This is a genomic window from Pseudomonas sp. LB1P83 (assembly GCF_054897885.1).
Map to the genome: position 1 here is coordinate 1,369,164 of NZ_CM142709.1, position 25,777 is coordinate 1,394,940.

Annotated in this window: 28 protein-coding genes; 13 read left to right on the top strand and 15 right to left on the bottom strand. The window is 60.2% G+C overall.

The window, feature by feature from the left end:
• Window positions 1-12: 12 nt before the first annotated feature.
• The 4 genes from lapG to ACYZTY_RS06205 form a co-directional block, all read right to left on the bottom strand.
• Entirely contained in the window at window positions 13-720 is a 708-nt protein-coding gene (gene lapG / locus ACYZTY_RS06190; RefSeq protein WP_461957738.1) for a cysteine protease LapG, read from the bottom strand.
• Window positions 721-1,187: 467 nt separating this feature from the next.
• On the bottom strand, window positions 1,188-2,246 hold the full coding sequence (locus tag ACYZTY_RS06195; RefSeq protein WP_461959259.1) for an IS110 family RNA-guided transposase: 1,059 nt from the start codon (window positions 2,244-2,246) through the stop codon (window positions 1,188-1,190).
• Between the two features lie 145 nt (window positions 2,247-2,391).
• A complete protein-coding gene (locus tag ACYZTY_RS06200; RefSeq protein ID WP_461957739.1) occupies window positions 2,392-2,787 on the bottom strand; it encodes a YbaN family protein in 396 nt (131 codons plus the stop codon).
• A gap of 10 nt (window positions 2,788-2,797) precedes the next feature.
• Window positions 2,798-3,385 (bottom strand): UPF0149 family protein, encoded by a 588-nt coding sequence (locus tag ACYZTY_RS06205; protein WP_010461974.1) that lies wholly within the window; start codon window positions 3,383-3,385, stop codon window positions 2,798-2,800.
• Between the two features lie 418 nt (window positions 3,386-3,803).
• Here ACYZTY_RS06205 and recQ point away from each other — a divergent pair, with 418 nt between their 5' ends.
• The 4 genes from recQ (at window position 3,804) to ACYZTY_RS06225 (ending at window position 8,699) form a co-directional block, all read left to right on the top strand.
• Window positions 3,804-5,930 carry a DNA helicase RecQ gene (gene recQ, locus ACYZTY_RS06210; RefSeq protein ID WP_461957740.1) on the top strand — a complete coding sequence of 709 codons (2,127 nt, stop codon included), beginning with the start codon at window positions 3,804-3,806 and terminating at the stop codon, window positions 5,928-5,930.
• 118 nt (window positions 5,931-6,048) lie between these two features.
• On the top strand, window positions 6,049-6,483 hold the full coding sequence (locus ACYZTY_RS06215) for a MarR family transcriptional regulator (protein ID WP_461957741.1): 435 nt from the start codon (window positions 6,049-6,051) through the stop codon (window positions 6,481-6,483).
• Window positions 6,484-6,611: 128 nt separating this feature from the next.
• Window positions 6,612-8,366: a FimV/HubP family polar landmark protein gene (locus ACYZTY_RS06220; RefSeq protein ID WP_461957742.1), complete on the top strand. Its 1,755-nt coding sequence runs from the start codon at window positions 6,612-6,614 to the stop codon at window positions 8,364-8,366.
• A 45-nt stretch (window positions 8,367-8,411) separates the two neighbouring features.
• Window positions 8,412-8,699 (top strand): Rdx family protein, encoded by a 288-nt coding sequence (locus ACYZTY_RS06225; RefSeq protein WP_461957743.1) that lies wholly within the window; start codon window positions 8,412-8,414, stop codon window positions 8,697-8,699.
• Here ACYZTY_RS06225 and ACYZTY_RS06230 read toward each other — a convergent pair.
• Window positions 8,693-9,586, bottom strand: a complete 894-nt coding sequence (locus tag ACYZTY_RS06230) for a DMT family transporter (RefSeq protein ID WP_461957744.1) — start codon at window positions 9,584-9,586, stop codon at window positions 8,693-8,695. The genes ACYZTY_RS06225 and ACYZTY_RS06230 overlap by 7 nt on opposite strands.
• 261 nt (window positions 9,587-9,847) lie before the next feature.
• Entirely contained in the window at window positions 9,848-10,612 is a 765-nt protein-coding gene (locus tag ACYZTY_RS06235) for a helix-turn-helix transcriptional regulator (protein WP_461957745.1), read from the bottom strand.
• 129 nt (window positions 10,613-10,741) lie between these two features.
• Between ACYZTY_RS06235 and ACYZTY_RS06240 the strand changes: the two genes are divergently transcribed.
• Window positions 10,742-11,557, top strand: a complete 816-nt coding sequence (locus ACYZTY_RS06240; protein WP_461957746.1) for a UDP-2,3-diacylglucosamine diphosphatase — start codon at window positions 10,742-10,744, stop codon at window positions 11,555-11,557.
• Window positions 11,558-11,693: 136 nt separating this feature from the next.
• On the opposite strand, the gene ACYZTY_RS06245 is transcribed toward ACYZTY_RS06240, so the two are convergent.
• The gene (locus ACYZTY_RS06245) at window positions 11,694-12,284 is read right to left on the bottom strand and encodes an HD domain-containing protein (RefSeq protein WP_461957747.1); all 591 of its coding nucleotides are present in this window, start codon (window positions 12,282-12,284) and stop codon (window positions 11,694-11,696) included.
• A 99-nt stretch (window positions 12,285-12,383) separates the two neighbouring features.
• Window positions 12,384-12,695: an Mpo1-like protein gene (locus ACYZTY_RS06250; protein ID WP_131062531.1), complete on the bottom strand. Its 312-nt coding sequence runs from the start codon at window positions 12,693-12,695 to the stop codon at window positions 12,384-12,386.
• A gap of 166 nt (window positions 12,696-12,861) precedes the next feature.
• Between ACYZTY_RS06250 and ACYZTY_RS06255 the strand changes: the two genes are divergently transcribed.
• The gene (locus ACYZTY_RS06255; protein WP_461957748.1) at window positions 12,862-13,923 is read left to right on the top strand and encodes an AraC family transcriptional regulator; all 1,062 of its coding nucleotides are present in this window, start codon (window positions 12,862-12,864) and stop codon (window positions 13,921-13,923) included.
• Here the strand turns inward: ACYZTY_RS06255 and ACYZTY_RS06260 are convergent.
• Window positions 13,880-15,334, bottom strand: a complete 1,455-nt coding sequence (locus ACYZTY_RS06260; protein ID WP_461957749.1) for a TrkH family potassium uptake protein — start codon at window positions 15,332-15,334, stop codon at window positions 13,880-13,882. The two genes, ACYZTY_RS06255 and ACYZTY_RS06260, sit on opposite strands and share 44 nt — an antisense overlap.
• Window positions 15,335-15,456: 122 nt before the next feature.
• Here ACYZTY_RS06260 and ACYZTY_RS06265 point away from each other — a divergent pair, with 122 nt between their 5' ends.
• Window positions 15,457-16,023, top strand: coding sequence for an NAD(P)H nitroreductase (locus ACYZTY_RS06265; RefSeq protein ID WP_461957750.1), 567 nt, complete (start codon window positions 15,457-15,459; stop codon window positions 16,021-16,023).
• A 120-nt stretch (window positions 16,024-16,143) separates the two neighbouring features.
• Here ACYZTY_RS06265 and ACYZTY_RS06270 read toward each other — a convergent pair whose 3' ends face one another.
• The 6 genes from ACYZTY_RS06270 to ACYZTY_RS06295 all read right to left on the bottom strand — a co-directional run bounded on the left by ACYZTY_RS06270 (window position 16,144) and on the right by ACYZTY_RS06295 (window position 20,450).
• Window positions 16,144-17,484, bottom strand: coding sequence for a sensor histidine kinase (locus ACYZTY_RS06270; RefSeq protein WP_461957751.1), 1,341 nt, complete (start codon window positions 17,482-17,484; stop codon window positions 16,144-16,146).
• Between the two features lie 94 nt (window positions 17,485-17,578).
• Entirely contained in the window at window positions 17,579-18,028 is a 450-nt protein-coding gene (locus ACYZTY_RS06275; protein ID WP_131062526.1) for a Spy/CpxP family protein refolding chaperone, read from the bottom strand.
• A 317-nt stretch (window positions 18,029-18,345) separates the two neighbouring features.
• The gene (locus ACYZTY_RS06280; RefSeq protein WP_461957752.1) at window positions 18,346-19,023 is read right to left on the bottom strand and encodes a response regulator transcription factor; all 678 of its coding nucleotides are present in this window, start codon (window positions 19,021-19,023) and stop codon (window positions 18,346-18,348) included.
• A gap of 7 nt (window positions 19,024-19,030) precedes the next feature.
• Window positions 19,031-19,444 carry a translation initiation factor 2 gene (locus ACYZTY_RS06285; RefSeq protein ID WP_461957753.1) on the bottom strand — a complete coding sequence of 138 codons (414 nt, stop codon included), beginning with the start codon at window positions 19,442-19,444 and terminating at the stop codon, window positions 19,031-19,033.
• A 108-nt stretch (window positions 19,445-19,552) separates the two neighbouring features.
• Window positions 19,553-19,852 carry a YciI family protein gene (locus ACYZTY_RS06290; RefSeq protein WP_149418689.1) on the bottom strand — a complete coding sequence of 100 codons (300 nt, stop codon included), beginning with the start codon at window positions 19,850-19,852 and terminating at the stop codon, window positions 19,553-19,555.
• A gap of 1 nt (window position 19,853) precedes the next feature.
• Entirely contained in the window at window positions 19,854-20,450 is a 597-nt protein-coding gene (locus ACYZTY_RS06295) for a septation protein A (protein ID WP_219095129.1), read from the bottom strand.
• An 87-nt stretch (window positions 20,451-20,537) separates the two neighbouring features.
• Here ACYZTY_RS06295 and ACYZTY_RS06300 point away from each other — a divergent pair, with 87 nt between their 5' ends.
• The 6 genes from ACYZTY_RS06300 to rluB all read left to right on the top strand — a co-directional run bounded on the left by ACYZTY_RS06300 (window position 20,538) and on the right by rluB (window position 25,644).
• Window positions 20,538-21,401: a PHP domain-containing protein gene (locus ACYZTY_RS06300; RefSeq protein WP_461957754.1), complete on the top strand. Its 864-nt coding sequence runs from the start codon at window positions 20,538-20,540 to the stop codon at window positions 21,399-21,401.
• 13 nt (window positions 21,402-21,414) lie between these two features.
• A complete protein-coding gene (locus ACYZTY_RS06305) occupies window positions 21,415-22,044 on the top strand; it encodes an L-threonylcarbamoyladenylate synthase (protein ID WP_461957755.1) in 630 nt (209 codons plus the stop codon).
• Window positions 22,045-22,866: a segregation and condensation protein A gene (locus ACYZTY_RS06310; protein WP_461957756.1), complete on the top strand. Its 822-nt coding sequence runs from the start codon at window positions 22,045-22,047 to the stop codon at window positions 22,864-22,866.
• Window positions 22,867-22,877: 11 nt separating this feature from the next.
• A complete protein-coding gene (scpB, locus tag ACYZTY_RS06315) occupies window positions 22,878-23,864 on the top strand; it encodes an SMC-Scp complex subunit ScpB (RefSeq protein WP_461957757.1) in 987 nt (328 codons plus the stop codon).
• 120 nt (window positions 23,865-23,984) lie between these two features.
• The gene (locus ACYZTY_RS06320) at window positions 23,985-24,176 is read left to right on the top strand and encodes a DUF1289 domain-containing protein (protein WP_461957758.1); all 192 of its coding nucleotides are present in this window, start codon (window positions 23,985-23,987) and stop codon (window positions 24,174-24,176) included.
• Window positions 24,177-24,345: 169 nt separating this feature from the next.
• Window positions 24,346-25,644 (top strand): 23S rRNA pseudouridine(2605) synthase RluB, encoded by a 1,299-nt coding sequence (gene rluB, locus ACYZTY_RS06325; RefSeq protein WP_461957759.1) that lies wholly within the window; start codon window positions 24,346-24,348, stop codon window positions 25,642-25,644.
• Window positions 25,645-25,777: the final 133 nt, after the last annotated feature.

Consider the following 25,777-nt stretch of genomic DNA (forward strand, 5'->3'; position numbering starts at 1 on the left):
TTGCGATGGCGGCTAGCCTTCACCTACGGCGAACCCTTCGGCTTGCATTTTTTTCAACACATCCTGCCAACGCGACAATTTCTTCGAGTCGCTACTGCGTTTACCGCCATTGGCACCCGGCAAGTACAGGCCTTCGGCGTTGAAGGCGTAGACCGGCAACAGGTCTTTGCGTTGGGAGGCGGGGCGGATCTCGCCAATCAGGTTGTCGAGCACAAGCGGTTCGGCAATGGGGCTGCTGTAGAAGGTCAACACCATGTGCGCCTGATTCTGGTTCAGGGCTTTGACGTAGGTGATGCGCAGCTTTTCGCTGGGAATCCCGAGTTGGCGCAGGCTGAAATATTTTGCCAGCGCGTAGTCTTCGCAATCGGCGGCGCCCTTGATCAGCGATTCTTCTGGCGTGGCCCAGTAATCGGTTTGACGCCAGATGCGTGTATCGTCCTGAAAGCTCAGCTGTTGATTGAAGAAGCGATTGACTGCGTTCAGTTGCTCGCGCTCGGGTTGGTTGAGTTCGCTTTTGAGCATTTGACTCCAGGCCTCGATTCTTCCTTGAGCGGGGCCGAGCGGGCCGTAGCGCTTTTCGGCGATTTGCAGGATCTGCGTAAAATCCCAGTCGGCCCAGACACTGCCCAGCCCCGTCAGCAGAAAACTGGCCAACAGCAGCCATCCGCCGAGCCGAAGTCGGAGCGTTGGCCATCCTGGACTACGCCGTCGACGAGACATGACTGGCTGCTCGGGTGCAGATGACTGAAGTCTAGGCGGTGTTTTCGGCGAGGCAGGACAAATCGTCGGGTGGCACGCGGACCTGTAGCAGCTGGCGAAGCCTGCGTTCGGCTGCGCAGCAGTCGTGAAATCAGGCAACGCGGTCTTTCAGTTAAATCCGGGATTCAGGGTTTACGACTGCTTCGCAGCCGAACGCAGGCTTCGCCAGCTGCTATGTATGGACTCGCCCCCACTGTCTACCCGCTTTTGAAAAACCGCCGCCCCGTTGCATCTATGTATTAGGCCTATTCGAGGAAGCCGTCTTCGGCTTCTGGCCAAAATTGGAAGAGCTCGTGGTATGCCGATTACAGTCAGGCCTCGAAGGCCAGTAGCAGCTAAGGCATCAATCCACGCCGGTCTTACCTGGGGTCAATTTTTTTTCAGCAAAGGGCCGGACAGTTAGTACCTCGGTGGCAGAACTCTGTCGCTCAGTGGCTCATCGTCGCTTGCTGGCCATCACCAGCCTGGCGACGATAAGTCTGGTCATTCTGTAGAAGCACCCAGACGATTCGCAGGTTGCGGTTGGCCAACCTGACCGCAGCCTCCTTACGGCCCAGTCGGCTCATCCAGCGCAACAAGCGGCGGTCATCGGGTTGCTGGGAATCAGGTCGTAGTTGTTGCAGTACCGCATGGGCTCCCTGGATCATCAGGCTGCGTAAATAAACATCGCCTCGCTTGGTCATGCCCCCCAGCCGGACCGTCTGCCCGCTGCTGTACTGGTCAGGCACCATGCCAAAGTACGCGGCAAACTTGCGGGCATTGGGAAATCGCTCAGGCTTGGTTTCCTTGGCCACCAGTGCCGTGGCAGTGACTGGGCCAATGCCGCGCACAGTCATCAGTCGCTTCGCCGTCATGTCGGCGTTGGCAGCCACTTCCAGGCGCCCCGTCAGTACGCTGATGCGTTCGCCCAAATGGCGCCACTCGGCCAACAGTTCGTCGATCAGTTCACGCAGCAGGCCCGGCACCGGCTGGGTGGCATCTTCCAGTACCCGTGGGATTTTCTGGCTGATCGCAACGTCACCCTGCGCCAAGGCCACACCGTGCTCGAGCAGCAGGCCGCGCATCTGATTGCTCACCGCCGTGCGTCGACGCACATAGCCTTGGCGGGCGCGATGCAACGCCTGCATTGCCAGCGCCGCAACGCTTTTGACCGGCACTGCGTAGATCTTTTCATCGCGACCAGCCCGCAGAATCGCCAGCGCATCGTTGCGATCATTTTTAGGCCCGCTGCGATGGGTGGCCACCAAACCGGCTGGAAGAATCCGCGCCAGATTGCCTTGGTCTTGCAGCTGCCGGGCCCAGGCTTGAGCACCCGGACCGGTCTCCATTAGAACCACGACATGAGGTGGCAACTGGCGGAGAAACTCATAAAACGCCTCGCGCGACTTGATCCGCTGCTCATAGTGCACCTGACCGAGGACATCTTCCCCGGCGACCTGAAAGACCTGTTTGGCCAGATCGACCGCTACGGTTGTGCAGGCCGACAAATCGGAAGAAGACAGGGATTGATCAACCGAAGTATGCTTTTTCATGGACTCGCCCTCGCTGTCGTTGGCTGTTTAGACTGCCATCGTGGCGCATTGACGCCTCGGCTTGGGCGAGTCCATCCAATTACAAGGGACCGTGTTGGTATCAGGATTTGCGCAGGGTTTTCTGTTTGAGGATGTAGATCGTCACCAGCACTGCGCTGGTCAGCATGACCCCCCGCGCCCACGGCAGGGGCACCAGGTAGCAGGAAAACAGGATGCTCACCCACATCAGACCGATCGCGTAGACCTTGCCCTTGAGCGGGATGCCGTTGCCGTCGAGGTAGTCGCGAATCCACGGGCCAAGCCGTGGATGCCCCACCAGCCACTGATAAAACCGCGGCGAACTGCGGGCAAAGCAAGCGGCGGCCAGCAACAGGAAAGGTGTGGTGGGCAACACTGGCAGGAAGATCCCGATCACCCCCAGCGCTACGCTCAGCCAGCCGATGGCCAGCAGCACGTAACGCAACATCAGGGAGCGGTTGCCTATGGGGTTGTCCATAGGCAAAACCTTAGTGGTGACGTGGCTTGAGGATCGCCGGTTTTTCGTCTGGCGCCTGGCACAGCAGGTACAGCGCGGTCAGGGCTTCCGGGATCTGCACGATCATGTCGTCCATCAGGTTGGCGTCTTTGGCGATGTCTTCGAACTCAGGTTGTTCGTCGAACAGACCCGAACCGACCATGATCGGCAGCAGCATTTCGCTGACTTCGTCTTCGGCGGTTTCGAACCAGGCCGCTTCGCGCAAGAACACGCCTTCCATGAAACCGATGCACCAGCCGCGCAGGTCGGAGTCATCCGGCTCTTCGCCCAGGTCCAGGTCGCACGGCAGCTCGAACTCTTCATCGGACGCCAGTTGGCGCGCGATGTGAGCCTTGAGGGCCAGCAGGGTGGATTCGATCGCTTCACGCTCGGTGTCGTCGGCGTAATGCGGCTCTTCGGCGAAGAGGGCGTCAATCCATTCGCGATCCGGGACCTCTTCGGAGCAGATCGAAAGCGCAGTGAGGTAGCCGTGGGCGGCCACGTAGTCCAGCGCCTCGTCATGCAGTTCGTCGGCGTCGAGGAAGACTTGCAGGCGGGTTAGTTGCTCAGCGAAGGACATTAAAGGGCTACCTTGGGGAATTAACAGATGCGGGAATTCTAGGCCTTCTTGAGCGGTCAGGCCAGCCGCGCGGGATATTTGAAGCCTTCGCAAGAACAAGCACCCCCGCAATCCCTGTAGGAGTGAGCCTGCTCGCGATAGCGGTGCCTCATCCAACATCAATGTTGCTGACCCACCGACATCGCCGGCAAGCCGGTCTCACTCCTACAGGGGGCTTAATGGCATTGGCATCATGTGTCTTCTCAGCGGCACCCTTTGGTGGGCAGGCCTCGGGTATACTCGCGCGTTTTGTGATGCCCTGCTGGCGTCACGGCTGGAATGTGAAGCGTCATGCAATGCGCACTTACGATTTGTCAGTGCAGCCTGTGTGGTTCTGAACCAGCCTTGCAGGGATGTTTTTGTGATTTTTGGAGTTTTTATGCTCGAACAGGCTCAACGCGTCCTCAAGGACATCTTCGGCTACGACAGTTTCCGTGGCCGCCAGGGTGCAATCATTGAGCGCGTGGCCAACGGCGGCGACGCCCTGGTGCTGATGCCTACCGGTGGCGGCAAATCCTTGTGCTTCCAGGTCCCGGCGCTGCTGCGCGAAGGCCTGGCGGTGGTGGTGTCGCCGCTGATCGCGCTGATGGACGATCAGGTCGCGACCCTCGAAGAGCTGGGCGTCGCTGCCGCTGCATTGAACTCCACGTTGAGCGCCGAGCAGCAGCGCGATCTGGCGGCACGGATCAAGCGCGGCGAAGTGAAGATGCTCTATCTGGCGCCCGAGCGTCTGGTCCAGCCGCGGATGCTGGCGTTCCTGCAAAGTCTTGAAATCGCCCTGTTCGCCATCGACGAAGCCCACTGCGTGTCCCAATGGGGTCACGACTTCCGTCGCGAATACCTGCAACTGGGCCAGTTGGCGGAGCTGTTCCCCAACGTACCGCGCATTGCCCTGACGGCCACGGCCGACAAGCGTACCCGCGAAGAAATCGTCGATCGTTTGCATTTGCAGAATGCCGAGCGCTTCTTGTCGAGCTTCGACCGTCCGAACATTTTCTACCGCATCGTGCCCAAAGAGCAGCCGCGCAAGCAGTTGCTGGCGTTCCTTGCCGAGCGCCGCAGTGATGCCGGCATTGTCTATTGCCTGTCACGCAAGAAAGTCGACGAAGTCGCGGTGTTCCTCAGCGAACAAGGCTTCCCGGCGCTGCCGTACCACGCCGGTTTGCCCAACGACACCCGGTCCCATCACCAGAAGCGCTTCCTCAACGAGGAAGGCCTGATCATGGTCGCCACCGTGGCGTTCGGCATGGGCATCGACAAGCCCAACGTGCGCTTTGTCGCGCACCTCGATTTGCCGAAATCCCTTGAGGCGTATTACCAGGAAACCGGTCGCGGCGGCCGTGATGGCCTGCCGGCGGACGCCTGGATGGCTTACGGCCTGCAAGACGTGGTGATGCTCAAGCAAATGTTGCAAAACTCCGAAGGCGACGAGCGCCACAAGCGTCTGGAGCAGCACAAGCTCGACGCCATGCTCTCGCTCTGCGAAGAAACCCGCTGCCGTCGGCAAACCTTGCTGGCTTATTTCGACGAAGACATGCCCGAGCCGTGCGGCCATTGCGACAACTGCGTCGATGGCGTGCAAACCTGGGACGCCACCGAGCCGGCCCGTCAGGCGCTCTCGGCGATTTACCGCACCGGCCAGCGTTATGGCGTCGGGCATCTGGTAGACGTGTTGCTGGGCAAGGACAACGAAAAGGTCCGCAGCTTTGGCCATCAACATCTGTCGGTGTATGGCGTCGGCAAGGCCATGGGCGAGAGTGAATGGCGTTCCCTGTTCCGACAACTGGTGGCCCGTGGTCTGGCAGACATCGACCTCGAAGGTTATGGCGGCCTGCGCCTGAGCGACTCCTGCCGGCCGCTGCTCAAGGGCGAAGTGACCCTGGAACTGCGCCGCGACCTCAAGCCGCAAACCACCGCCAAAAGCAGCAAGAGCCAGGCGAGCCAACTGGTTCGCGGCGAAGAACGCGAACAGTGGGAAGCCTTGCGCGCCTTGCGTCGCAAACTCGCCGAAGAACACGGGGTCCCGCCGTACGTCATCTTCCCCGACTCGACACTGCTGGAAATGCTCCGCAGCCAACCGACCTCGCTGGCGGAAATGGCCACGGTCAGCGGCGTTGGCGCGCGCAAGCTCGAACGTTACGGCGAGGCCTTCCTCGAAGTGCTGGGCGGTCAGGTCGAGGCGCCGAAAGTCGTCGCCGATGTGCGCCACGAGCTGATCACCCTCGCTCGCGCAGGCATGACGCCGCTGCAGATCGCCGGTCAGTTGCAATGCTCGGAAAAGAATGTCTACACCATGCTCGCCGAAGCGATCGGCAAGCAGCAGTTGTCGCTGGAGCAAGCGCTGGACTTGCCTGAAGAATTGATGGGTGAGGTCCAGGATGCCTTCCTGGATGGCGAAGGCGAGTTGCCGCCGGTGTCGGAGATTGCCGCGCTGTTCGCAGGGAGAGTGCCTGAAGGTGTCCTGTACTGCGTTCGGGCGGCACTGCAATCCGAATTTGAGGTTTAAATGACTTGTTACAGTGATGTAACGATTCACTACAGACCAGGCCTTGCCTCAAGCCAACTGCCATGCTTAGCTGACTAATAATTAGTTTTCTCTATTTCAGTCTAATCATGAGTTTCTTATGCCGTTAACCGATCAACACCGTTTTGGCATGCAACTGGCCCAGATGTCCCGCGGCTGGCGTGCCGAACTGGATCGCCGCCTGGCCGGCCTGGGTCTGTCCCAGGCGCGCTGGCTGGTGCTGCTGCACCTGGCGCGCTTCGAAGAAGCACCGACCCAACGTGAGCTGGCGCAAAGCGTCGGCGTCGAAGGGCCGACCCTGGCCCGGTTGCTCGACAGCCTGGAAACCCAAGGCCTGGTTCAGCGCCAATCGGTGCTGGAAGACCGTCGGGCGAAAAAAATTGTCCTCTGTGCGCCGGCCCGTCCTCTGATCGAACAAATTGAAACCATTGCCACGCAACTGCGCCGCGAACTGTTTGACGGCGTCGACGAGGCGGATTTAAAGATTTGCATGCGTGTGCACGGGCACATTCTGGCCAACCTGGAAAAATCTTGAGGCATAACCGCGCGTCAGCTTTTTGAGATACCCCGTTGGGCAGACTATAAAGAACTACTAGGCGATATCGTGTTCGTAACGGATGTGCGAACGCGTACAGGTTGGTTCTTGTTATCTAAGGGATGCTCATGCTCGAGAGTTGGCACGTTGTATTGCGGTGTTGCGCCAGGCTGCTGCTGGTCGGTGGTGCGGTCACTTACTCGGCATTGGCCCCTGCGCTGGGATTGGGCGACATTACCCTTCATTCCTCGTTGAATCAGCCATTGCGTGCCGACATTGCCCTGGTGGATGTCGGTGGGCTGGAGGAGGGCGAGCTCTCGGTCAGCCTGGCGTCGGCGGAGGAATTCACCCGCGCTGGCGTCGATCGGGTGTTCTTCCTCAACGATCTGAAGTTCATGCCCGTCCTGCGGGGCAACCGTAGCCTGATCCGGGTGACCTCCAACAAACCGGTCAATGAACCCTTCCTGAATTTCCTGGTGCAGCTCAATCAGCCCAACGGGCGTTTGCTGCGCGAGTACACGGTACTGATCGATCCACCGGGTTCACCGGGGATTATTCCGGACGACGAACCGGTCGCCAGCGCGCAAAACTCTCCATTCCCGAGCGTCAAACCGGCCACTGCGCAGGCACCCACGGCGAAGAAACCCGCGCCAGCGCCTGCCGTCGTTCAACCTGCCGCGCCTGTTCCTGATCCTGTTGCCGAACAATTGGCCGCCAGCGTGCTGCAAAACCAGCAGCTGCAAAAAACCGTCGATGAGCTGAATGCGAAGCTTCAGGCACAGGACGAGCAGATCGCTGGCCAGAAAAAACAGGTGACCGAACTGCAAACCCAGCTGGCGGAGGTCAAACGGGCGCCACCGGAGATGCCGGTCGCGGTAGCGCCTGCTCCCGTCGTTGTCGAAGAACCCGAGGCTAGCCATTGGCCGCTGATCATCGGCTTGCTGGCGCTGATCGCTTTGGTATTGCTGGGGCTATTTGTTCGACGTCAACGCCAGCAGCTTCAGGCATTGCCCGAGTCTTCGCCCGCTGCACCTGCGCGACAGGAGCCGATGCTTGAGCGTGCGGCGCAATCGTCGGTGCAACAACCCATACTCAAATCCGCTCCCGAAGATCGTGAAGAAATGCCAACAGGCGATGTACTGGAAGGGGTCGGTATTTACCTGGCCTATGGCCGTTTTTCCGAAGCGGTCGGCTTGTTGCGAGAAGCGTTGGCCAAGGAACCCCTGCGCACGGATCTGGCCGTGCAACTGCTGGAAGTCCTGGGTAAGCAAGGCGACGTACCCGCCTATGACGCACAGGAAAAAAGTCTGCGTGACGACGGGTTCGATGTACAAAAGCTTCAGGACATCCGTGCCCGCTACCCGAAACTGAACAATGCGGCTCCGATTGCAGCCGCTGCAGTCATCACTCCCGCGCAAGAAACGGCACCTGTCGACGAGTTCCAGTTGAACCTGGATGACCTGTCCATGGATTCCAGCTGGGACTTGGTCAGCCCTTTCGACAAGGCTAAATCTTCAGACGAATCACCAAAAGCTGTAGAGCCCGAGTTCACCTCGAACCTGCATGTGTTGCCCGAGGTGATCGAGATGCCTGAAGAGTCGACTCTGGACGAACCGGAGCTTGAGTGGGTTGCAGAACCGGATTCACAGGCGCTGGATGACGACTTTCTCAACGAATTCGGCGATGCCGGCCCGTCGCTGGAACTTGAACCCCTCAGCCTGGAGCCGGCCGAGTCAACCAGCAACGACAAACTGGAACAAGCCCAGACCTGTATCGATGACGGCGATCTGGACAACGCCATCGAACTGCTCAACGAGTTGCTGAAGGAAGGCGATGAGCCGCTCAAGCAGACCGCCCGGAGCCTGTTGGCCGGAATCCGCTGAGCCTCTACTATAGCGGCGCTCTCAGGCTCAGGAGTCTTGCCCATCATGACCACGCGTAAACCGGAAATCATCATCACCTATTGCACGCAATGCCAATGGCTGTTGCGTGCGGCCTGGCTGGCCCAGGAACTGCTCAGCACCTTTGGCGATGACTTGGGCAAAGTTTCGCTGGTGCCCGGCACCGGTGGGGTTTTCCATATTTTTTGTGACGATGTACAGATCTGGGAGCGCAAGGCCGACGGCGGTTTCCCGGAGGCCAAGGTGCTCAAGCAGCGGGTCCGCGATCAGATCGACCCTGACCGCGACCTCGGCCACAACGACCGCACTCAGTGAGACGCGGCTTCGGCGGCTACGGTCTTTTTGCTTGAACCGCCTGACAGCCTGCTGGAGACCACGATTGCGACGATGATCAACGCGCCGCCGATCAGCATGCGCAGCGTCGGGTTTTCATCGAACAACAGCCAGGCCATGGTGATGCCGTACACCGGCTCCAGGGCGAACACCACGGCGGCGGTGCGCGCCTTGATCACCGCCAGGCTGGCGACAAACAAGCTGTGAGCGACGCCGGTGCAGAACACCCCGAGCAAACCGATCCACAGCCAGTCGATAGCGCGGACTTCGCTCAACTGCGGCGCCGCCACCGGCAGCAGGCACAGCGCGACCACCACGTTCTGACACAGCGCCGCCTGCACCGGCGGAATTCTTCCGGAGCTGGCGCGGTTGGTCAGCGATAGCAGGGCGAACAGCAAACCTGAGCCGACCGCCCAGAGCAGGCCCGTGGTGGCGCCACTCGCCAGATCGAAGTCGGGCGTGACCAGCACCAGCCCGACACTCACCAGCACCACCAAGAGGATTTCATTGGCGCGGATCCGCTCACGGAATATCAGCCCCTCGAGGATCACGGTAAACGCCGGGAAGCTGGCGAAACCCAGGGTCGCGATTGCCACGCCGGCCACTTTCACCGCAATGAAAAAACTCACCCAATGCCCAGCCAGCAGCAAACCGCTGAGCAGCAGACGACGCCAGTCCACTGCTTCGAGTTTCTGCCAGCGCGTGTTGCTGGCGAACCGTGCGAACACCGCCAGGGCGAGGACGGCAAATGCGGCCCGGCCAAATACAATGACGGCAGGCGAGGCGGCAGCGAGTTTGCCGAACACACCGGTCAGGCCAAACATCAGTGCGCCGATATGCAAGGCGCCAAGGGCGGTACGGGGAGTCATTGCATTCCTTGATAACTGAGTAAACCTGGGACGATAGACACCGCAGCCCTGTAGCAGCTGGCGAAGCCCTGTGGCGAGGGGATTTATCCCCGTCCGGCTGCGCAGCAGTCGTAAACCCGGTGTGCACGGTTTTCCTGAAACACCGTGGTTGAATGGTTTCACGACTGCTGCGCAGCCGGACGGGGATAAATCCCCTCGCCACAGGGCTTCGCCAGCTGCTACACATTTGACCGCGTAGCCACTCGCGAGTCTGTCGGCAAACTATCGACTTTTGTCGCCAGCCTCGCGCCGCAGTTTTCCCGGAGTCGTACCAAACTCGCGCAACACCGCCGCGGCAAATGCACTTTGGGAACTGTAACCGACCCGACTGGCAATCTCGCCGATCGGCAAGGGTGAATCGCGCAGCAGTCCTACCGCAATATGCAGCCGCCGACTGCGGATGTAATCCATCGGCGTCTGCCCGCATTCAGCGACAAACCGCGCATGCAACCGGGCGCTGGACAGCCCGGCGACGCGCGCCAGATCGGCGACTTGCAGCGGATAAGCCGCGTACTGATCAATGTGCGCATTCAGCGCCGCATACGGCAGGCGCCGACCGCCCACCACCTCAGGCTTGGCGTTATTGAGGCTGGCCAATAACAGCACAGCGCCTTGCTGGGCAATCAACGGGTCACTGACCTGGCTGCCCGCCAGCCAACTCACCAATTGGCTTTGCCCGGCATCCAGCGGTAGGCGACCGGCGTTGTCGAGCAACCGGCGGCTGGCGTCGGCGTGATCGCCAAGGGACTGCGAAACCCATTGATCGCTCGGCACATCCAGCACCAGGCAGCGGCTGCCATTGCTGCTGCCGCAGGCGTGATGGAAACCCGACGGTACTACCACGAAACTCTGCTGAATCACCTGGCTGCCATGCCCGTCCACCTCGAAGTCCAGGGCTCCCGACAGCCCGAACACCAGTTGCGCGTGGTCGTGGCTGTGGACGATCAGGTCCTTGGTGTATTGGCGCAGCGTGAGGATCGGTCTCATCGCAGGTCTCCCGGTCAAGATGCGGCCAGTCTACACCGGCCGGGCGTTGTCACAGGATTGACTCGCGGTTGTCATGGGCAATTAACCGGATTGAGGCAAAGTTGCCAAAACTTGCCCAGAGGGTTGCCCATGACCAGCGCCGAGCTTGCCAAACCCAGCCGTAAGCAACGTGTGCGGACCTTGTGGATTTCCGATGTGCATTTGGGCACCCGGGACTGCCAGGCCGAACACTTGTCCCAGTTCCTCAAGGGCTACCACGCGGACAAGGTCTATCTGGTGGGCGACATCATCGACGGCTGGAAACTGCGCAGCGGCATGTACTGGCCTCAGGCGCACACCAACGTGATTCGCCGTTTGCTGACCATGAGCAAGCGCGGCACCGAGGTGATCTACGTCACCGGCAACCACGACGAATTCCTGCGCCGCTATTCGAAGCTGATTCTGGGCAACATCCAACTGGTGGACGAAGCGGTGCACGTGACCGCCGATGGCCGCCATCTGCTGGTGATTCATGGCGACCAGTTCGACGTGATCACCCGGTATCACCGCTGGCTGGCCTTTCTCGGCGACTCGGCCTACGAGTTCACCCTGACCCTCAACCGCTGGCTCAATCATTGGCGCGCCCGTTATGGCTACGGCTACTGGTCGTTGTCGGCCTACCTCAAACACAAGGTGAAAACGGCGGTCAGCTTCATCAGTGATTTCGAAGAAGCCATCGCCCACGAGTGCGTCAAACGCGAGTTGCATGGGGTGGTGTGCGGGCACATTCACCATGCCGAGATTCGCAAGGTCGGTGGGGTGGACTACCTCAATTGCGGGGATTGGGTGGAGTCGTGCACGGCGCTGATCGAGCATTGGGACGGGTCGATCGAGTTGTACCGGTTGGCGGATGCCCAGGCGCGGGAGGCAGAGTTGAAGGCCATCAAAATTGCAGAGCCGGCTTAAGAAAAAGGTGTTCGGGCTGGCCTCATCGCGAGCAGGCTCGCTCCCACATTTTTGATCGTATTTCCCTGAAAGAACTCGGTCACCTGTGGGAGTGAGCCTGCTCGCGATGGACTGCGCAGCAGTCCCCCCGAATCTGTCAGGCTGGCGAATGTTCTGCCATCGCCGCCATGTAGATCGAGTTCTTCGGATGCGCAAACAAGCGCTCCATCATCGGCTCAAAGAAACTCAGCGGTAACGTCTCGTAAGCCGGGTCAAACGCCGCCGCGTCATATTTGGCGCAGAACTCAATGGTCGCCTGATACTGCGGATGCCCGCTGAATTGCTCGCGCAAATGCCGATCCATGCCCAGGTGATGGAAGAAGTAATACCCCTGGAATATCCCGTGCTTCTCCACCATCCACAGATTCTCGGCACTGACGAACGGCTTGAGAATCGCCGCGGCAATGTCCGGATGGTTATAGGAACCCAGTGTGTCGCCGATGTCGTGTAGCAGCGCGCAGACCACATATTCTTCATCACGGCCATCGCGCCAGGCACGGCTGGCGGTCTGCAACGAGTGGGTCAGACGATCCACCGGGAAGCCGCCAAAATCACCCTCCAGCAATTTCAGGTGCGCCACAATCCGTGACGGCAACTGCCTGGCGTAGGCACTGAAGTCTGCGGCGATGATTGCCCAGTCTTCCTGTGTGCCATCCTGCATGTGGGTGAATCGTGCATTGGCGTTCATCAGCTATCCTCTTGTTCTAATCGAAAGGGATGTCTTGAGTGTAGAACTTGGATCCAAGATCGCACTGGCTATGCAGGACGCTTTTGTGGCCAAGGGAGCCTAGAACGGCACGCGACCCAGAATCATGTCGCGGTACATGACAAAGTCGCCGAGCAGGCTATAAAGAGGATGCTGGAACGTGGCGGGACGGTTCTTCTCGAAAAAGAAATGCCCGATCCAGGCGAAGCTGTAACCCGCCAGTGGCAAGGCCAGCAACATCAACCAGGCGCCTTTGCCGATGGTCAGCGCCAAGATGAAGATGACGAGGCTGGTACCGACAAAATGCAATCGTCGACAGGTGCTGTTGCTGTGTTCACTAAGGTAATACGGGTAAAACTCAGCGAAACTGTTGAAACGTCTGATGTTTTCCACGACTGCGATCTCTGTGGTTATTGTTGTTCTGATTGCAAGTTGTTCGGCGGGTAGCCTATTTGAGTCTAGAGTGATCATTGGCATCAGCCAGTGACAATAGGCGCCACTTTAGTATCCTTCGCAAATTTGCCGCGGTAGACGGCTCACAAAGTAGTAAGTAGACGCCATGAGCGAACGAACGACTTCTGCAAGCTGGGCGATGGGGATTGTCAAAACACTGGAGATGGACGGCCTGGATTGTCGGCTTCTGTTCAAGCAGCTGGGGCTCGACTACGCGTCACTGGACGATCCGGATGCGCGCTTCCCGCAAGATTCCATGACACGACTGTGGCAGCGAGCGGTCGAGCTGTCCGGCAACCCGGCGATCGGCCTGAACATGGGCAAAGTGGTGCGACCGGCCTCTTTCCATGTGGCCGGCTACGCCCTGATGTCCAGCCAGACCCTGGCCGAAGGCTTTCAGCGACTGGTGCGTTATCAGCGGATCATTGCCGAAAGCGCTGACCTGAGTTTCCGACTGCTGGATGAAGGTTATGCGCTGATTCTGACGGTGCATGGCGATCACTTGCCGCCCACCCGACAGAGCGCCGAAGCGTCGCTGGCCTGTGCGCTGGCGCTGTGCGGCTGGTTGACCGGTCGCACCCTGCAACCGCGCAAAGTGCTGCTGGAGGGCGATCAGCCCGCCGATCTCGAACCTTACAAACTGGCCTTCCACGCGCCGCTGGTGTTCAACGCACCTTACGACGCCCTGATCTTCGAGCGCGCCGATATGGAGGCGCCGCTGCCGACGGCCAACGAAGCGATGGCGCTGTTGCATGACCGGTTTGCCGGCGAATACCTGGCGCGGTTTTCCGAGAGCCGCGTAACCCACAAGGCGCGGCAAGTGCTGTGCCGTTTGCTGCCCCAGGGCGAGCCCAAACGCGAGACGGTGGCGCAGACCCTGCACTTGTCGCAGCGCACCTTGCAGCGACGCTTGCAGGAAGAAGGCACGAGTTTTCAAACGTTGCTGGATGACACGCGACGTGAGCTGGCCGAGCAATACCTGGCGCAGCCAACCATGACCTTGCTGGAAATTGCCTACCTGTTGGGGTTCGCCGATCCGAGCAACTTCTTCCGCGCCTTCAGGCGCTGGTTCGACTCGACGCCCGGCGAGTACCGGGCGCGGTTGACGGAAACGCCTGCGGTTGTCAGTGCCGCCAGAACGCAGGAATACACAGAACAAACACCGTAATGATCTCCAGTCGGCCCAGCAGCATGCCGAACGAAAGAATCCACTTGGCGGCGTCCGGCAGGGTAGCGAAGTTGCCTGCCGGGCCGATGGTCTCGCCCAATCCCGGACCGACGCCGGACACGGTACTGGCGGCGCCGGTCAGGGCGGTCATCCAGTCCACACCGAGCAGCGACAGCAGCAACGCGATCACGCAGATGGTGATCGCGAAGAAGAACGAAAAGGTCAGGATCGAGCGCACGATCTCTTCGTCGAGACGGTGGCCGTTGTACTTCTGCTTGATCACCGCGCGCGGGTGAATCAATTGGTTAAGGTTGGCCTTGAGCAGGATATAGGCAACCTGGAACCGGAAGATCTTGATCCCGCCAGCGGTCGAACCCGAGCAGCCCCCGACAAACCCCAGATAGAAGAACAGCATCAGCGAGAAATTTCCCCACAGGCTGTAGTCCCCCAGTGCAAATCCTGTCGTCGTGACGACCGAGGTCACGTTCAGCGCCACATGCCGCAACGCGTCCAGCCAATGCAACTGAGTGGTCCACCAGTACCAGGTGGTGAGCACCAGCCACGTCACCAGCAACATGCCGAGCAAACCTTGAACCTGCTCATCTTTGATCAGCGCCTGACGGTTGCCGCGCAAGGTCGCCACGTACAGGGTGAACGGCAGGCTGCCGAGAATCATGATGACAATCGCCACCCAGTGCACCGCCGGTTGCGTCCACTTGGCCAGGGACTGGTCGGAGGTGGAGAACCCGCCGGTGGAGATCGCCGACATCGCATGGTTGATCGCATCGAACGGGCTCATCCCGGCCCACCAGAACGCCAGGCTGCCGAGAATGGTGATGCCGACGTAAGCCGCAACGATCAAGCGCGCCACCATGTGTGAGCGGGGCATGACCTTTTCGGAACGGTCCGACGACTCGGTCTGAAACAGGCGCATGCCACCGATGCGCAGCAGGGGCAGAATCGCCACCGCCATGCCGATAAAGCCGATACCGCCGATCCAGTGCAGCAATGAACGCCACATCAGGATGCCGGGGGACATGGTGTCCAGGCCGGTGAGCACCGTCGCCCCGGTGGCGGTGATGCCGGACATGCTTTCGAAGAACGAGTCGGTGTAGCTGATGCGCTGGGTCAGCAGGAACGGCAGCGCAGCGAAGATGCACACCACCACCCAACTGCTGACGGTCAGCAGGTACATGTCTCGCGGACGCAGGTGTACGTGTTCCGGGCGACCGGGGATGACCAGCGCGAGGCCGGCGACAAAGGTGATCATGCTCGCCCAGAGGAACGACGGCAGATCGCCCGTGCGTTCGTAAATCACCAGCGTGGCCATGGGCACGACCATGGCGATGGCCAGCGTGATCAGGAAGAGGCCGATGATGAAACCAATGAGACGTAAGGTCGGCAACGCCATGAAGTCCGCTCGGGCTGAAAGTAGGAAGGGCGCCATTCTACCCGTGGGGCGGGGCATGTAAACCGGCATCCCCGTGGCACTTGCAGCTAGAATAGCCGCACATATTTTTCAGGAGGTGGCCGATGCAGGCTCTCGACGCTTTGCTCAACCGTGTTTCCGTTCCACGACTGCTCGAACCGGCACCCACTGCAGCGCAGCGCGAAGTGCTGTTTTCTGCCGCGATGCGTGCGCCGGACCACGGCCATTTGCAGCCTTGGCGCTTCCTGACAGTCGAAGGTGCGGCGCGCGAGCAAATGGGCGAGTTGCTGGCCGAAGCGGCGAAGCTGCAAGACAGCGAGGTGTCCGAGGCGGCGTTGGACAAGGCGCGTAACGGTCCATTGCGCGCGCCGCTGGTGGTTGTGGTGATCGCGCGGTTGCAGGACCACGTCAAATACCCGAAATCCGAGCAATTGCTGGCGGCAGGGTGTGCGGCTCACGGGATTCTGCTGGCCGCTTATGCGCAAGGCATTGGCGCGGTGTGGCGCACCGGTGAACTGGCCTATTCGGCGCATGTGGCCAAGGGATTGGGGTTGGCGGAAGGGGAGGAGGTGATTGCCTTCCTGTACCTCGGCACACCGCAGAAAGAACCGCGCGTGGCGGAGAAAGTCGACCTGGCCGAATTCGTCAGCGCCTGGCCCTCCAAGCCTTAAGATCAAATGCTTCGCGGGCAAGTCGGATCGCCGCCCGCTCGCTTCTACAGGGTTATGTGTCATGCCACGATATTGTGTTCGGCATAAAACCTGTAGGAGCGAGGCTTGCCCGCGAAGCTTTTAAGGTTGGACGATGATTCCCGGCACCAACGGTAATTCAAGGCTGGCAATGAACCCGCCCTGCGGGTGATTGGCCAACACCAGACTCCCGCCATGCCGTTCTGCCGCGCGTCGCGCAATGGCCAATCCCAAGCCATGCCCGGCCGCCGTCTGACCCGGAGCCCGATAGAACGGCTCACCCAGTTGAGTCAAATGCTCGGTGTCGACACCGGGTCCATGGTCCCGGACGCTGACCACAATCCGCTCACCCTGACGCACCGCCTGCATTTCAATCGACTGCCCTTGCGGGTTGAAGCGCTGCGCGTTGCGCAGCAGGTTGTCGACGGCGCGCTCGATCATCGTCGGCCAGCCTTTGAGGTTCAGCTGCGGTTCCGCGTCGAGGCGAACGGTCTGCTCCGGCGAACTCAATTGAGCATCCTTTTGCAGCGTATTGAGCAATGCGTTCAGATCCACGTCTTCAGCGCTGGCGTTGTCGGCATCGACTCGCGCCAGTACCAGGATTTCACTGATCAGCGCTTCCAGCCGGTCGCATTCGCGGGTCAGGCGTGGCGCGAGTTTTTCCCGTTCTTCGGGGGTGGCACGTTCGGCAAGTGCCAGTGCAATGCGCAGTCGCGCCAGCGGTGAGCGCAGTTCATGGGACACGTCGCGCAGCAACTGCCTCTGGCTGCCGATCAGACTTTGCAGGCGCGCACCCATGCGGTTGAAGTCGTTGGCCAATACTCCAAACTCGTCGCGACGGTTGGCCAGTTTCACCAGGCTGTTTTGCTGATAGGTGGTTTGCCCAAGGTCATGCACCGCACCGCGCAAGCGGTTCAGCGGTCGGGTAATGGACAATGTCACGAACAGGCTGAACAGGGTCAGCACCACCAGCGCAATGCCCAGCGCGCTCAATGGCCAGAGCAGGCTTTCACGGTGCCATGAGTCCAGTTCCGGGTGCGGAATACGATAGATCAGCAGGTACGTGTCGCCGGTTTTCTCGCTGGTGTATTCCGCGGTCAGACGCCGCCAGGGCAGGCGGCGATCGTCGTTGTTCTGCCGCGCTTCGAAGGCCGCCGCACGCCGGGGGAAGGTGCCGCGTACCACCGGGTCGCCGCTTTCGTTGAGCACCTGAACGTCGATGTGATACTGGCGCTTGCGCTGTTCCAGAATGTCCTGGGCCGCTTCCTCACCTTGGGCTTCGTAGGTTTGCGTCCATTGTTCGGCCAGGGTGTTGAGGCCCGGGTGGCGACTGAGAATCCACGCATCCTGGTTGAGCATGTGCCCGAGCAGAATGGAAAGCCCTGCAACCAGAGCGATGGCCAGCCAGAAGCTGGCCAGGATACGCCAGAACAATGAGCGCACAGAAAATCCTCAGACAAACATAAACCAGTGTGGGAGCGCTCCTACAATGGCAAAAGACCCGACGGGGTTAGCTGTCGGGTCCGTGGTCAACGCATTATTGCGCTTTTTGCGGTTGTTGCGCTTTCCACGCCTTGAACTCGGCCCATTCGGCGCGGCGCTCAGCCTTCTTCTTCTGGATCTCGTCGAATTTCTTCTGTTGATCCGGTTTCAGCAGGCCACGGACATCGGCTTCAGCTTTTTTGTGGTTGGCGGCCATTTCGTCTTTCATGGCTTTCTGGTCGGCCGGCGAGAGTTTCTCCAGGTACTTCTCGACCACTTGCTTACGCTCGTGCATCTGCTCGCCCATGATTTTGCGGATCTGCTCGCGTTGTTCGCGGCTCAGGTCCAGCTGGCTGTACGGGCCTTTACCGTGCATGCCGTGCATCTGACCGCCGTGGCGCGAGCCGTCCATCGGGCCACCCATCGGGCCGGCACCTTCAGGCATGGCCATGGCAACGGTCGGCAGGGCGGCAGCGAACATCAGAGCGATAAGAGTCTTGCGCATGGTGAATCTCCTTGTCTCGTTCCCGGTACGTTCCGGATGAGTTCAGATTACGGAGATCAAGGTCAGCGGCGGTCAGCGGAGCGTAAAGCTTGGGTAAAGACGAGTTCTGGCCGAACTGACACATCCATACCCCTGACGAAACACGACCGTTGTAGCAGCTGTCGAGCCCCAGCGAGGCTGCGTTCGGCTGCGTAGCAGTCGTGATCCATCTGACGCGGTGTATCTGAAAGAACATGCCTGCAGGTTTTACGACTGCTGCGCAGCCGAACGCAGCCTCGCAGGCTCGACAGCTGCTACAAAACGGATCGTGTTCAGTTTCAGAGGCTGTAGTAGTAACCACGGCTACGCAAGGCAACGATGCGAGGGCGACCGTCGGGGTGCGGGCCGATCTTTTTGCGCAGGTTGCTGACGTGCATGTCCAGGCTGCGGTCGTACAGGGTCAGCTTGCGGCCGAGGGCGAGTTGCGCCAGTTCCTGTTTGTCCAGCGGCTCGCCGGGTTGCTTGAGCAGGGCTTCAAGCAGGCGGCTTTCGGAGACGGTGAGGGTGAATTCCTGTTCGTCGATGCTGACCACGCCGCGCACAGGGCTGAAACACAGGTCGCCCAGTTCGAGCTGGCTGGACACTGCCGCCGGATGACTGCGGCGCAGTACGGCGCGCAGACGGGCTGTCAATTCCCGTGGGTCGCACGGCTTGGCCAGGTAGTCGTCGGCGCCGAGTTCCAGGCCGAGGATGCGGTCCAGCGGCTCGCCACGCGCAGAAAGCATCAGCACCGGTAGGTCAGGGTGGTCGCTGCGCAATTGCTTGAGCAGTTCCAGACCGCTGCCGTCCGGCAGCATCACGTCCAGCACCACGGCGGCCGGGGAGGTTTCGGCCAGCGCACGGCGAGCACTCTGGCCGTCGTGACAGGCACGGACCTGAAAGCCTTCCTGGCTCAGCCAACTGCTCAGGAGCTCGCACAGCTCCTGGTCATCATCAATTAATAGCAGCTCGCTCATCACTCACTCAATTTAGCCATTGCCGACGTTTTCTGGTGGCACCACTGGCGAAGATACCGCAGAGCAGGGCCAATAGCGCAACTCCGCCACCGATTACGAACCATTGCTGCTGATCAGTCAGCAGTCGTGGCAGCGGATTGCTGGCCTGAGCTTCCTTGAGTTGCAGCTTGAGGCGCTGATTCTCTTGGCGCAACCGGCTCAGCTGAGCGCTTTCGCGTTCGCTGTCGGTATTTTGCAGTTGTTTGCTCAGTTCTTCTCGTTGCTGCTCACTTGCCTTCAAGCGCTGCTGCAACTCGGTGATCTGGCTGCCGGCGCTCAGCGACAGCGGCGTCGAACTGCCGCCCTCGGCGCTTTCTTCACCGTGGGCGGGGGCCACCATCGACAACGTCACCAACATCAGACACAACGGACCTTTGCGCATCGCCACTCCTGATTCCAATACGAGTATTGGGCAGGTTGTCGGCCGCTGAACGAGAATAATGAGCGTTGAGAGCGCGATGAGCCGACAAGGTTCACCGCGCAAGGGAGTTTACGGCAGGACTTGCTTGAACGGCTTCACCGAAACGTTGGCGTAGACGCCGGCGGTGATGTACGGATCCGCATCGGCCCACGCCTGGGCGGCGCTCAGGGAATCGAACTCGGCGACGATCAGGCTGCCGGTGAAACCCGCAGCGCCCGGATCATTGCTGTCGACCGCCGGGTGCGGGCCGGCCAATACGATACGACCTTCGCCCTTGAGCACTTGCAGGCGCTCGAGGTGGGCAGGCCGAGCGGCCAGGCGGGCTTCCAGGGAGTTGGCGACGTCTGTGGCAATGATTGCGTAAAGCATGTCAGTCCTCGGTTTTTGGCGTGGTGGTATCGGCGTCGTGCAGGTGGCGGGACAGGTAAATGCCCTGGGCGACCAGGAACAGCAACGTCATGCCCAGGCTGCCGAAGACTTTGAAGTCGACCCAGTAGCTCTGGAACGTGAACGCGACGAACAGGTTGGCGGCACCGCAAAACAGGAAAAAGCCGATCCAGGCGATGTTCAGGCGAGTCCAGACCAGGTCCGGCAGGGTCAGCGCGTGGCCCATGATGCGCTTGATCAATAGCTGGTCACCGATGAAGTGGCTGCCAATGAAGGCCAGGGCAAACAGCCAGTTGACCACCGGAGCTTTCCACTTCAGGAAGGTTTCGCTGTGGAACGCCAGGGTCAGGCTACCGAAGACCAGGCAGGCGATGAGGGTCAGCCACTGGCTCTTCTCCAGCTTGCGCTGTTTGATGAACAGCGCGCCGTAAACCACCAGCGAGCTGATGATCAGCATCGCGGTGGCGCTGTAAATACCGCCTACAGTCAGTTGATGACCGCCGATGTCGACGACCCGTGGATCGATTTTGAAAACGATGAAAAACAGCAGGAGCGGGATGAAATCGATGAATTGTTTCACAGTGGCAGCCAGAAGCAGGATGTGGCGGCATAATAACAAACATATGGGCGCGCGATAGCGCCAGCTGATTTGAGGTAACACATCCCCGTGAATGTCGATTTGCACTGCCATAGCACCGCCTCCGATGGCGCTCTCGCGCCTGCTGTCCTGGTGGCGCGTGCGTTCGAGAAAGGCGTGCGAGTCCTGGCCTTGACCGATCACGACACCCTCGAGGGCCTCGATGAGGCCCGCAATGCGGCGACTGCGCTGGGGATGCAACTGGTCAATGGCGTCGAATTGTCTTGCACCTGGGGCGGCGCAACCATTCATGTGCTTGGCTACGGATTTGATGTCAATGCCGCACCGTTGGTCGAGGCAATCGCCAAATTGCACGATGGCCGCTGGTTACGGTCCGAAGAAATAAGCCGCAAGCTGGCGTTGAAAGGCATGCCCGGAGCGCTGGAAGGTGCCCGGGCCATTCAGCAGGAACTGGGCGACAGTGGTAATGCGCCGGCCCGTCCGCACTTCGCCGACTGGATGGTGCGTGAAGGTTTCGTAAAGGATCGCGCCGAAGCGTTCCGTAAATGGCTGGGCGCCGGCAAGCTGGGCGACGTTAAGCAGCACTGGCCGACCCTGGAAGACACGGTCGAAACCCTTCGAGCCGCGAAAGCCTGGGTCAGCCTGGCGCATCCGTGGCACTACGATTTCACTCGCAGCAAGCGTCGCCGCCTGATTTCTGACTATATTCAAGCCGGGGGCCACGCAATTGAAGTGGTCAATGGCCATCAGCCCGCCGAACAAGTGGGCAGCCTGGCGATTCTTGCCCGCGAATTCGGTCTGCTGGTCAGCGCCGGCAGTGATTTTCATGGCCCTGGAGGCTGGTCCGAGATCGGGGAATACCGCCCGCTTCCGGAGGATCTGCCACCACTGTGGTGTCGATTCAAACATGACCCAATTATTGCCGCCGTCTGAACAGGTAGAGAATGTGAGTCAATTTTTCCAGATTCATCCGGAAAATCCGCAAGTGCGCCTGATCAAACAGGCTGTCGAGATCATCCGCAACGGCGGGGTAGTGATTTATCCCACAGACTCGTCCTACGCCATTGGTTGCCAGATCGGTGACAAGACTGCCGTGGATCGCGTGCGCCGCTTGCGCGGGCTGGATGACAAACACAACTTCGCGCTGATTTGCAGCGACCTGTCGCAACTGGGGCTGTTCGCCAAGATCGACACCGGCACCTTCCGCCTGCTCAAAGCGCACCTGCCGGGGCCTTACACCTTCATTCTCAACGCCACCCGCGAAGTCCCGCGGCTGTTGTTGCACCCGAAAAAACGCACTATCGGCCTGCGGGTGCCGAGCCATCCGATTGCCCTGGCGCTGCTGGAAGAGCTCGGCGAGCCGCTGATGAGCGTGACCCTGATCATGCCCGGCGAAACCGACCCGATGAGCGATCCTTACGAAATGCGCCAATTGCTTGAGCATCAGGTCGACCTGATCATCGATGGCGGTTTCGGCGGGATCAAGGCGTCCACTGTGATCAACCTCGCCGATGGTGAACCGGAAGTGATCCGTGTCGGTTGCGGCGACCCTACGCCGTTCATGGCCGAGGCGTAGATGTCTGCAGTAGAACCCGTTGTCGACAGTCAGGCTGGCGCCCAGCAAGAGCTGCCCTTCGCCATGGTCTATGGCCAGGCGGTCATGGAAATGCCGCTGGACCTGTACATCCCGCCGGATGCACTTGAGGTGTTTCTCGAAGCCTTTGAAGGCCCCCTCGACCTGCTGCTGTACCTGATTCGTAAACAGAACATCAACATCCTCGACATCCCGGTGGCGGAAATCACCCGCCAGTACATGGGCTATGTCGAGTTGATGCAGTCGGTGCGCCTGGAACTCGCCGCCGAGTACCTGGTGATGGCCGCGATGCTGGCCGAGATCAAGTCGCGGATGCTGTTGCCGCGTGCCGAAACCATCGAAGACGAAGAAGACGACCCACGCGCCGAACTGATCCGCCGCTTGCAGGAATACGAACGCTTCAAGGCTGCCGCCGAAGGTATCGATGGCCTGAGCCGGGTCGGCCGCGACGTGGTGGTACCCAAGCTCGACGCCCCGGAAGCCAGGGCGCGCAAGCTGTTGCCGGACGTGCGACTTTCAGAAATATTACTGTCCATGGCCGAGGTCCTGCGCCGTGGCGACATGTTTGAAAGCCACCAGGTCAGCCGCGAGGCACTGTCCACGCGCGAACGCATGAGTGATGTGCTGGAACGGCTCAAGGGCGGCGGTTTCGTGCCCTTTGTCGAGCTGTTCACCGCTGAGGAAGGGCGTCTGGGGGTGGTGGTGACCTTTATGGCGATCCTCGAACTGGTCAAGGAATCTTTGGTCGAGCTGGTGCAGAATGAGCCGTTCGCGGCGATCCACGTGCGAGCCCGAGCCGAATAACGAGTTGAATCATGAACCTGACTGAACCCCGCGAGCTGGCGCCACTGCTTGAAGCCTTTCTGTTGGCCTCGGGAAAACCGCAATCGCTTGAACGCCTGTTCGAACTCTTTGAAGAGGGCGAGCGGCCGGAACCGCCTGTCTTCAAGAAAGCGCTGACGATTCTGGCCAAATCCTGTGACGGTCGTGCCTTTGAGCTGACGGAAGTGGCTTCAGGGTATCGCTTGCAGATCCGCGAAAAGTTCTCGCCGTGGGTCGGCCGTTTGTGGGAAGAACGCCCGCAGCGTTACTCGCGTGCGATGCTTGAAACCATAGCCCTGATCGCCTATCGCCAGCCGATCACCCGGGGCGAGATCGAAGACGTGCGGGGCGTGGCGGTCAACAGTCACATCGTCAAGACCTTGCTGGAGCGCGAGTGGATCCGCATCGTCGGGTACCGCGACGTGCCCGGCAAACCGGCGATGTTCGCCACCACCAAAGCGTTTCTCGATCACTTCAACCTGAAGAACCTCGACGATTTACCGCCGCTTGCCGACCTGCGCGAGCTGGAGCCTGATCCGGTACTCGACTTCGACGACGCACCGGTGCCTGCCGGTCTGCAAGAACTGGCGGATGCCAGCGCCGAGCCGGAGGAGCCCAAAGAGGAAACCAGTTTCCATACGCTGTTGCTGGAACTGGACACCATGGAGGAGGGGATCAAGACCGACTTTGATGACATCCTGCGCGATAGCGCGGTGACGGAATCTGAAGAGGTGCTGGATCAGCCTGAGCCGGAAATCGAAGTTGAACTTCAGGTCGAGCCAGAAGCCCCAGTCGAAGAAGAACCGGAAGAAGAGCTGGAGGATGACGTGCTTGGCGTCGCCGAAGCGCGAGAGAAACTCCTGGCCGCTGTCGCCGCTCTAGAGCAGCCAAAACCCGAGCCCGAATTGAGCGACGAAGAAGCCGAAGCTCGGGCCTTGGCCGAAGCCATCGAAGCCGAACGCCGCGAATTCGACGACTGACCCGGACCTTGCGAGCGCCGATTCCCCCTGTAGGAGTGAGCCTGCTCGCGATAGCGGTGGGTCAGGCAACAATGATGTCGACTGACACTCCCTTATCGCGAGCAGGCTCTGGAGTATTTGATGAGCTCAACCAAAGACCCCTGCATCAGCCTCTGCAAATTCACCGACGATATCTGCCTCGGCTGCGGCCGCAGCAAGCGCGAGATCAAGTCCTGGAAGAAACTCGACAAGGCCGACAAGCGCACCGTCCTGGCTGAAGCCTCGCTACGATTGATCAAGCTGGGCGGCGCCGTTCGGCGTAAAAGCAAATAAGCAGGCAATCATCAGCTAGTCTCTGATGCGCAAACGCTCCCATGAGCGTATGATTCGCGACCCTTCGGCGATCCCCTCGCCCAAGCTCTTCAAAAAAGTACCAGATTTACATCGCTTCAGGACGCTCAATCAAGGGCCGCCTGAACAGACCACACCGGGAGGTGCCCAGATGAGTATCAACGACCAGAAAGACGACCAGGAAATCGGCCCAGCAGGCGAAAAACTGCAGAAAGTCCTCGCCCGTATCGGCGTCGGCTCGCGCCGTGACGTGGAAGCCTGGATCAGCCACGGCCGCATCAAGGTCAATGGCAAAGACGCCACCCTCGGGCAGCGCGTCGACATGCATGACGCCATCACCATTGATGGCAAGGTGATCAAGCGCGAAGAAGCCGCCGAGTCGGTACGCCGCGTGATCATGTACAACAAGCCGGACGGCGAAATCTGCACCCGCCTTGATCCGGAAGGCCGTCCGACCGTTTTCGACAAGATGCCGCGCCCGAAAGAAGGTCGCTGGATCAACATCGGTCGTCTGGACATCAACACCACCGGCCTGCTGATGTTCACCACCGACGGTGAGCTGGCCAACCGCCTGATGCACCCTTCCTTCGAAATGGACCGTGAATACGCGGTACGTGTGCGTGGCGAAGTCGATGACGAGATGATCGAGCGTCTGAAAGCTGGCGTCGTCCTCGAAGACGGCCCGGCCAAGTTCACCGACATCAAGCAAGCACCGGGTGGCGAAGGTTTCAACCACTGGTACCACTGCGTGGTGATGGAGGGTCGCAACCGCGAAGTTCGTCGTCTGTGGGAATCCCAGGGCCTGGTGGTCAGCCGTCTGAAGCGCGTGCGTTTCGGTCCGGTGTTCCTCAACTCCGACTTGCCGATGGGCCGCTGGCGCGAAATGAGCCAGTACGAAGTCGACATTCTAAGTGCTGAAGTCGGCCTGACGCCTGTGGCCATGCCGCAGATGAACGCCAAGAGCAAAGACAAGCTCGACCGGATGCAGCGTAAATCGTCGCGTCCAATGGGCAAGACCGAGCGCGTGCGTTCGTTGCGTCCAGCCATCGGCAACCAGACCGCTGCTACTCCACGTGATACTCGTGAACCGCATATCGAAGGCGAGCGTCCAGCCCGCAAACCAGCGGCGCCACGCGCTGATGGCGAGCGCGGTCCACGCACGCCGCGTCCGGCCAACGGTCGCACCGAGCGCGGCGAAGGCCGTGGTGCTCCGTCCGGTGGTCGTAGCGATCGCGGCGCTCCAGCTGGTCGTGGTGAGTCTCGTGGTGATTCGAGTCGCGGTACGCCAGTGGCAGATCGTCCTTCCGACACCAAGCGCCCGGCCAAGGCTCCGGCGAAGAAGCGTCCAGGCATCGTCCTGGTCGACAAGGATGCTCCATCGGGCAAACGCCGTGGTGCGCCAGCCGGTTCGGGCCAGCGTCCGGGCTTTGGTCGTCGCAAGCCTGAGTAAGCGGTAAGCGCCCCATAAAAAACGCCAACCTTCGGGTTGGCGTTTTTTTTCGTCTGGCTTTAGTGATGGCGGTGTTTTTGCCGGCCTCTTCGCGGGCAAGCCTCGCTCCTACAGGGATCGCGTCGACCTTGTA

Coding starts and splice junctions, on each gene's coding strand:
- lapG (WP_461957738.1), bottom strand. CDS start 720: ATGTCTCGTCGACGGCGTAGTCCAGGATGGCCAACGCTCCGACTTCGG.
- ACYZTY_RS06200 (WP_461957739.1), bottom strand. CDS start 2,787: ATGGACAACCCCATAGGCAACCGCTCCCTGATGTTGCGTTACGTGCTG.
- ACYZTY_RS06205 (WP_010461974.1), bottom strand. CDS start 3,385: ATGTCCTTCGCTGAGCAACTAACCCGCCTGCAAGTCTTCCTCGACGCC.
- recQ (WP_461957740.1), top strand. CDS start 3,804: ATGCTCGAACAGGCTCAACGCGTCCTCAAGGACATCTTCGGCTACGAC.
- ACYZTY_RS06215 (WP_461957741.1), top strand. CDS start 6,049: ATGCCGTTAACCGATCAACACCGTTTTGGCATGCAACTGGCCCAGATG.
- ACYZTY_RS06220 (WP_461957742.1), top strand. CDS start 6,612: ATGCTCGAGAGTTGGCACGTTGTATTGCGGTGTTGCGCCAGGCTGCTG.
- ACYZTY_RS06225 (WP_461957743.1), top strand. CDS start 8,412: ATGACCACGCGTAAACCGGAAATCATCATCACCTATTGCACGCAATGC.
- ACYZTY_RS06230 (WP_461957744.1), bottom strand. CDS start 9,586: ATGACTCCCCGTACCGCCCTTGGCGCCTTGCATATCGGCGCACTGATG.
- ACYZTY_RS06235 (WP_461957745.1), bottom strand. CDS start 10,612: ATGAGACCGATCCTCACGCTGCGCCAATACACCAAGGACCTGATCGTC.
- ACYZTY_RS06240 (WP_461957746.1), top strand. CDS start 10,742: ATGACCAGCGCCGAGCTTGCCAAACCCAGCCGTAAGCAACGTGTGCGG.
- ACYZTY_RS06245 (WP_461957747.1), bottom strand. CDS start 12,284: ATGAACGCCAATGCACGATTCACCCACATGCAGGATGGCACACAGGAA.
- ACYZTY_RS06255 (WP_461957748.1), top strand. CDS start 12,862: ATGAGCGAACGAACGACTTCTGCAAGCTGGGCGATGGGGATTGTCAAA.
- ACYZTY_RS06260 (WP_461957749.1), bottom strand. CDS start 15,334: ATGGCGTTGCCGACCTTACGTCTCATTGGTTTCATCATCGGCCTCTTC.
- ACYZTY_RS06265 (WP_461957750.1), top strand. CDS start 15,457: ATGCAGGCTCTCGACGCTTTGCTCAACCGTGTTTCCGTTCCACGACTG.
- ACYZTY_RS06275 (WP_131062526.1), bottom strand. CDS start 18,028: ATGCGCAAGACTCTTATCGCTCTGATGTTCGCTGCCGCCCTGCCGACC.
- ACYZTY_RS06280 (WP_461957752.1), bottom strand. CDS start 19,023: ATGAGCGAGCTGCTATTAATTGATGATGACCAGGAGCTGTGCGAGCTC.
- ACYZTY_RS06285 (WP_461957753.1), bottom strand. CDS start 19,444: ATGCGCAAAGGTCCGTTGTGTCTGATGTTGGTGACGTTGTCGATGGTG.
- ACYZTY_RS06290 (WP_149418689.1), bottom strand. CDS start 19,852: ATGCTTTACGCAATCATTGCCACAGACGTCGCCAACTCCCTGGAAGCC.
- ACYZTY_RS06310 (WP_461957756.1), top strand. CDS start 22,045: ATGTCTGCAGTAGAACCCGTTGTCGACAGTCAGGCTGGCGCCCAGCAA.
- scpB (WP_461957757.1), top strand. CDS start 22,878: ATGAACCTGACTGAACCCCGCGAGCTGGCGCCACTGCTTGAAGCCTTT.
- ACYZTY_RS06320 (WP_461957758.1), top strand. CDS start 23,985: ATGAGCTCAACCAAAGACCCCTGCATCAGCCTCTGCAAATTCACCGAC.
- rluB (WP_461957759.1), top strand. CDS start 24,346: ATGAGTATCAACGACCAGAAAGACGACCAGGAAATCGGCCCAGCAGGC.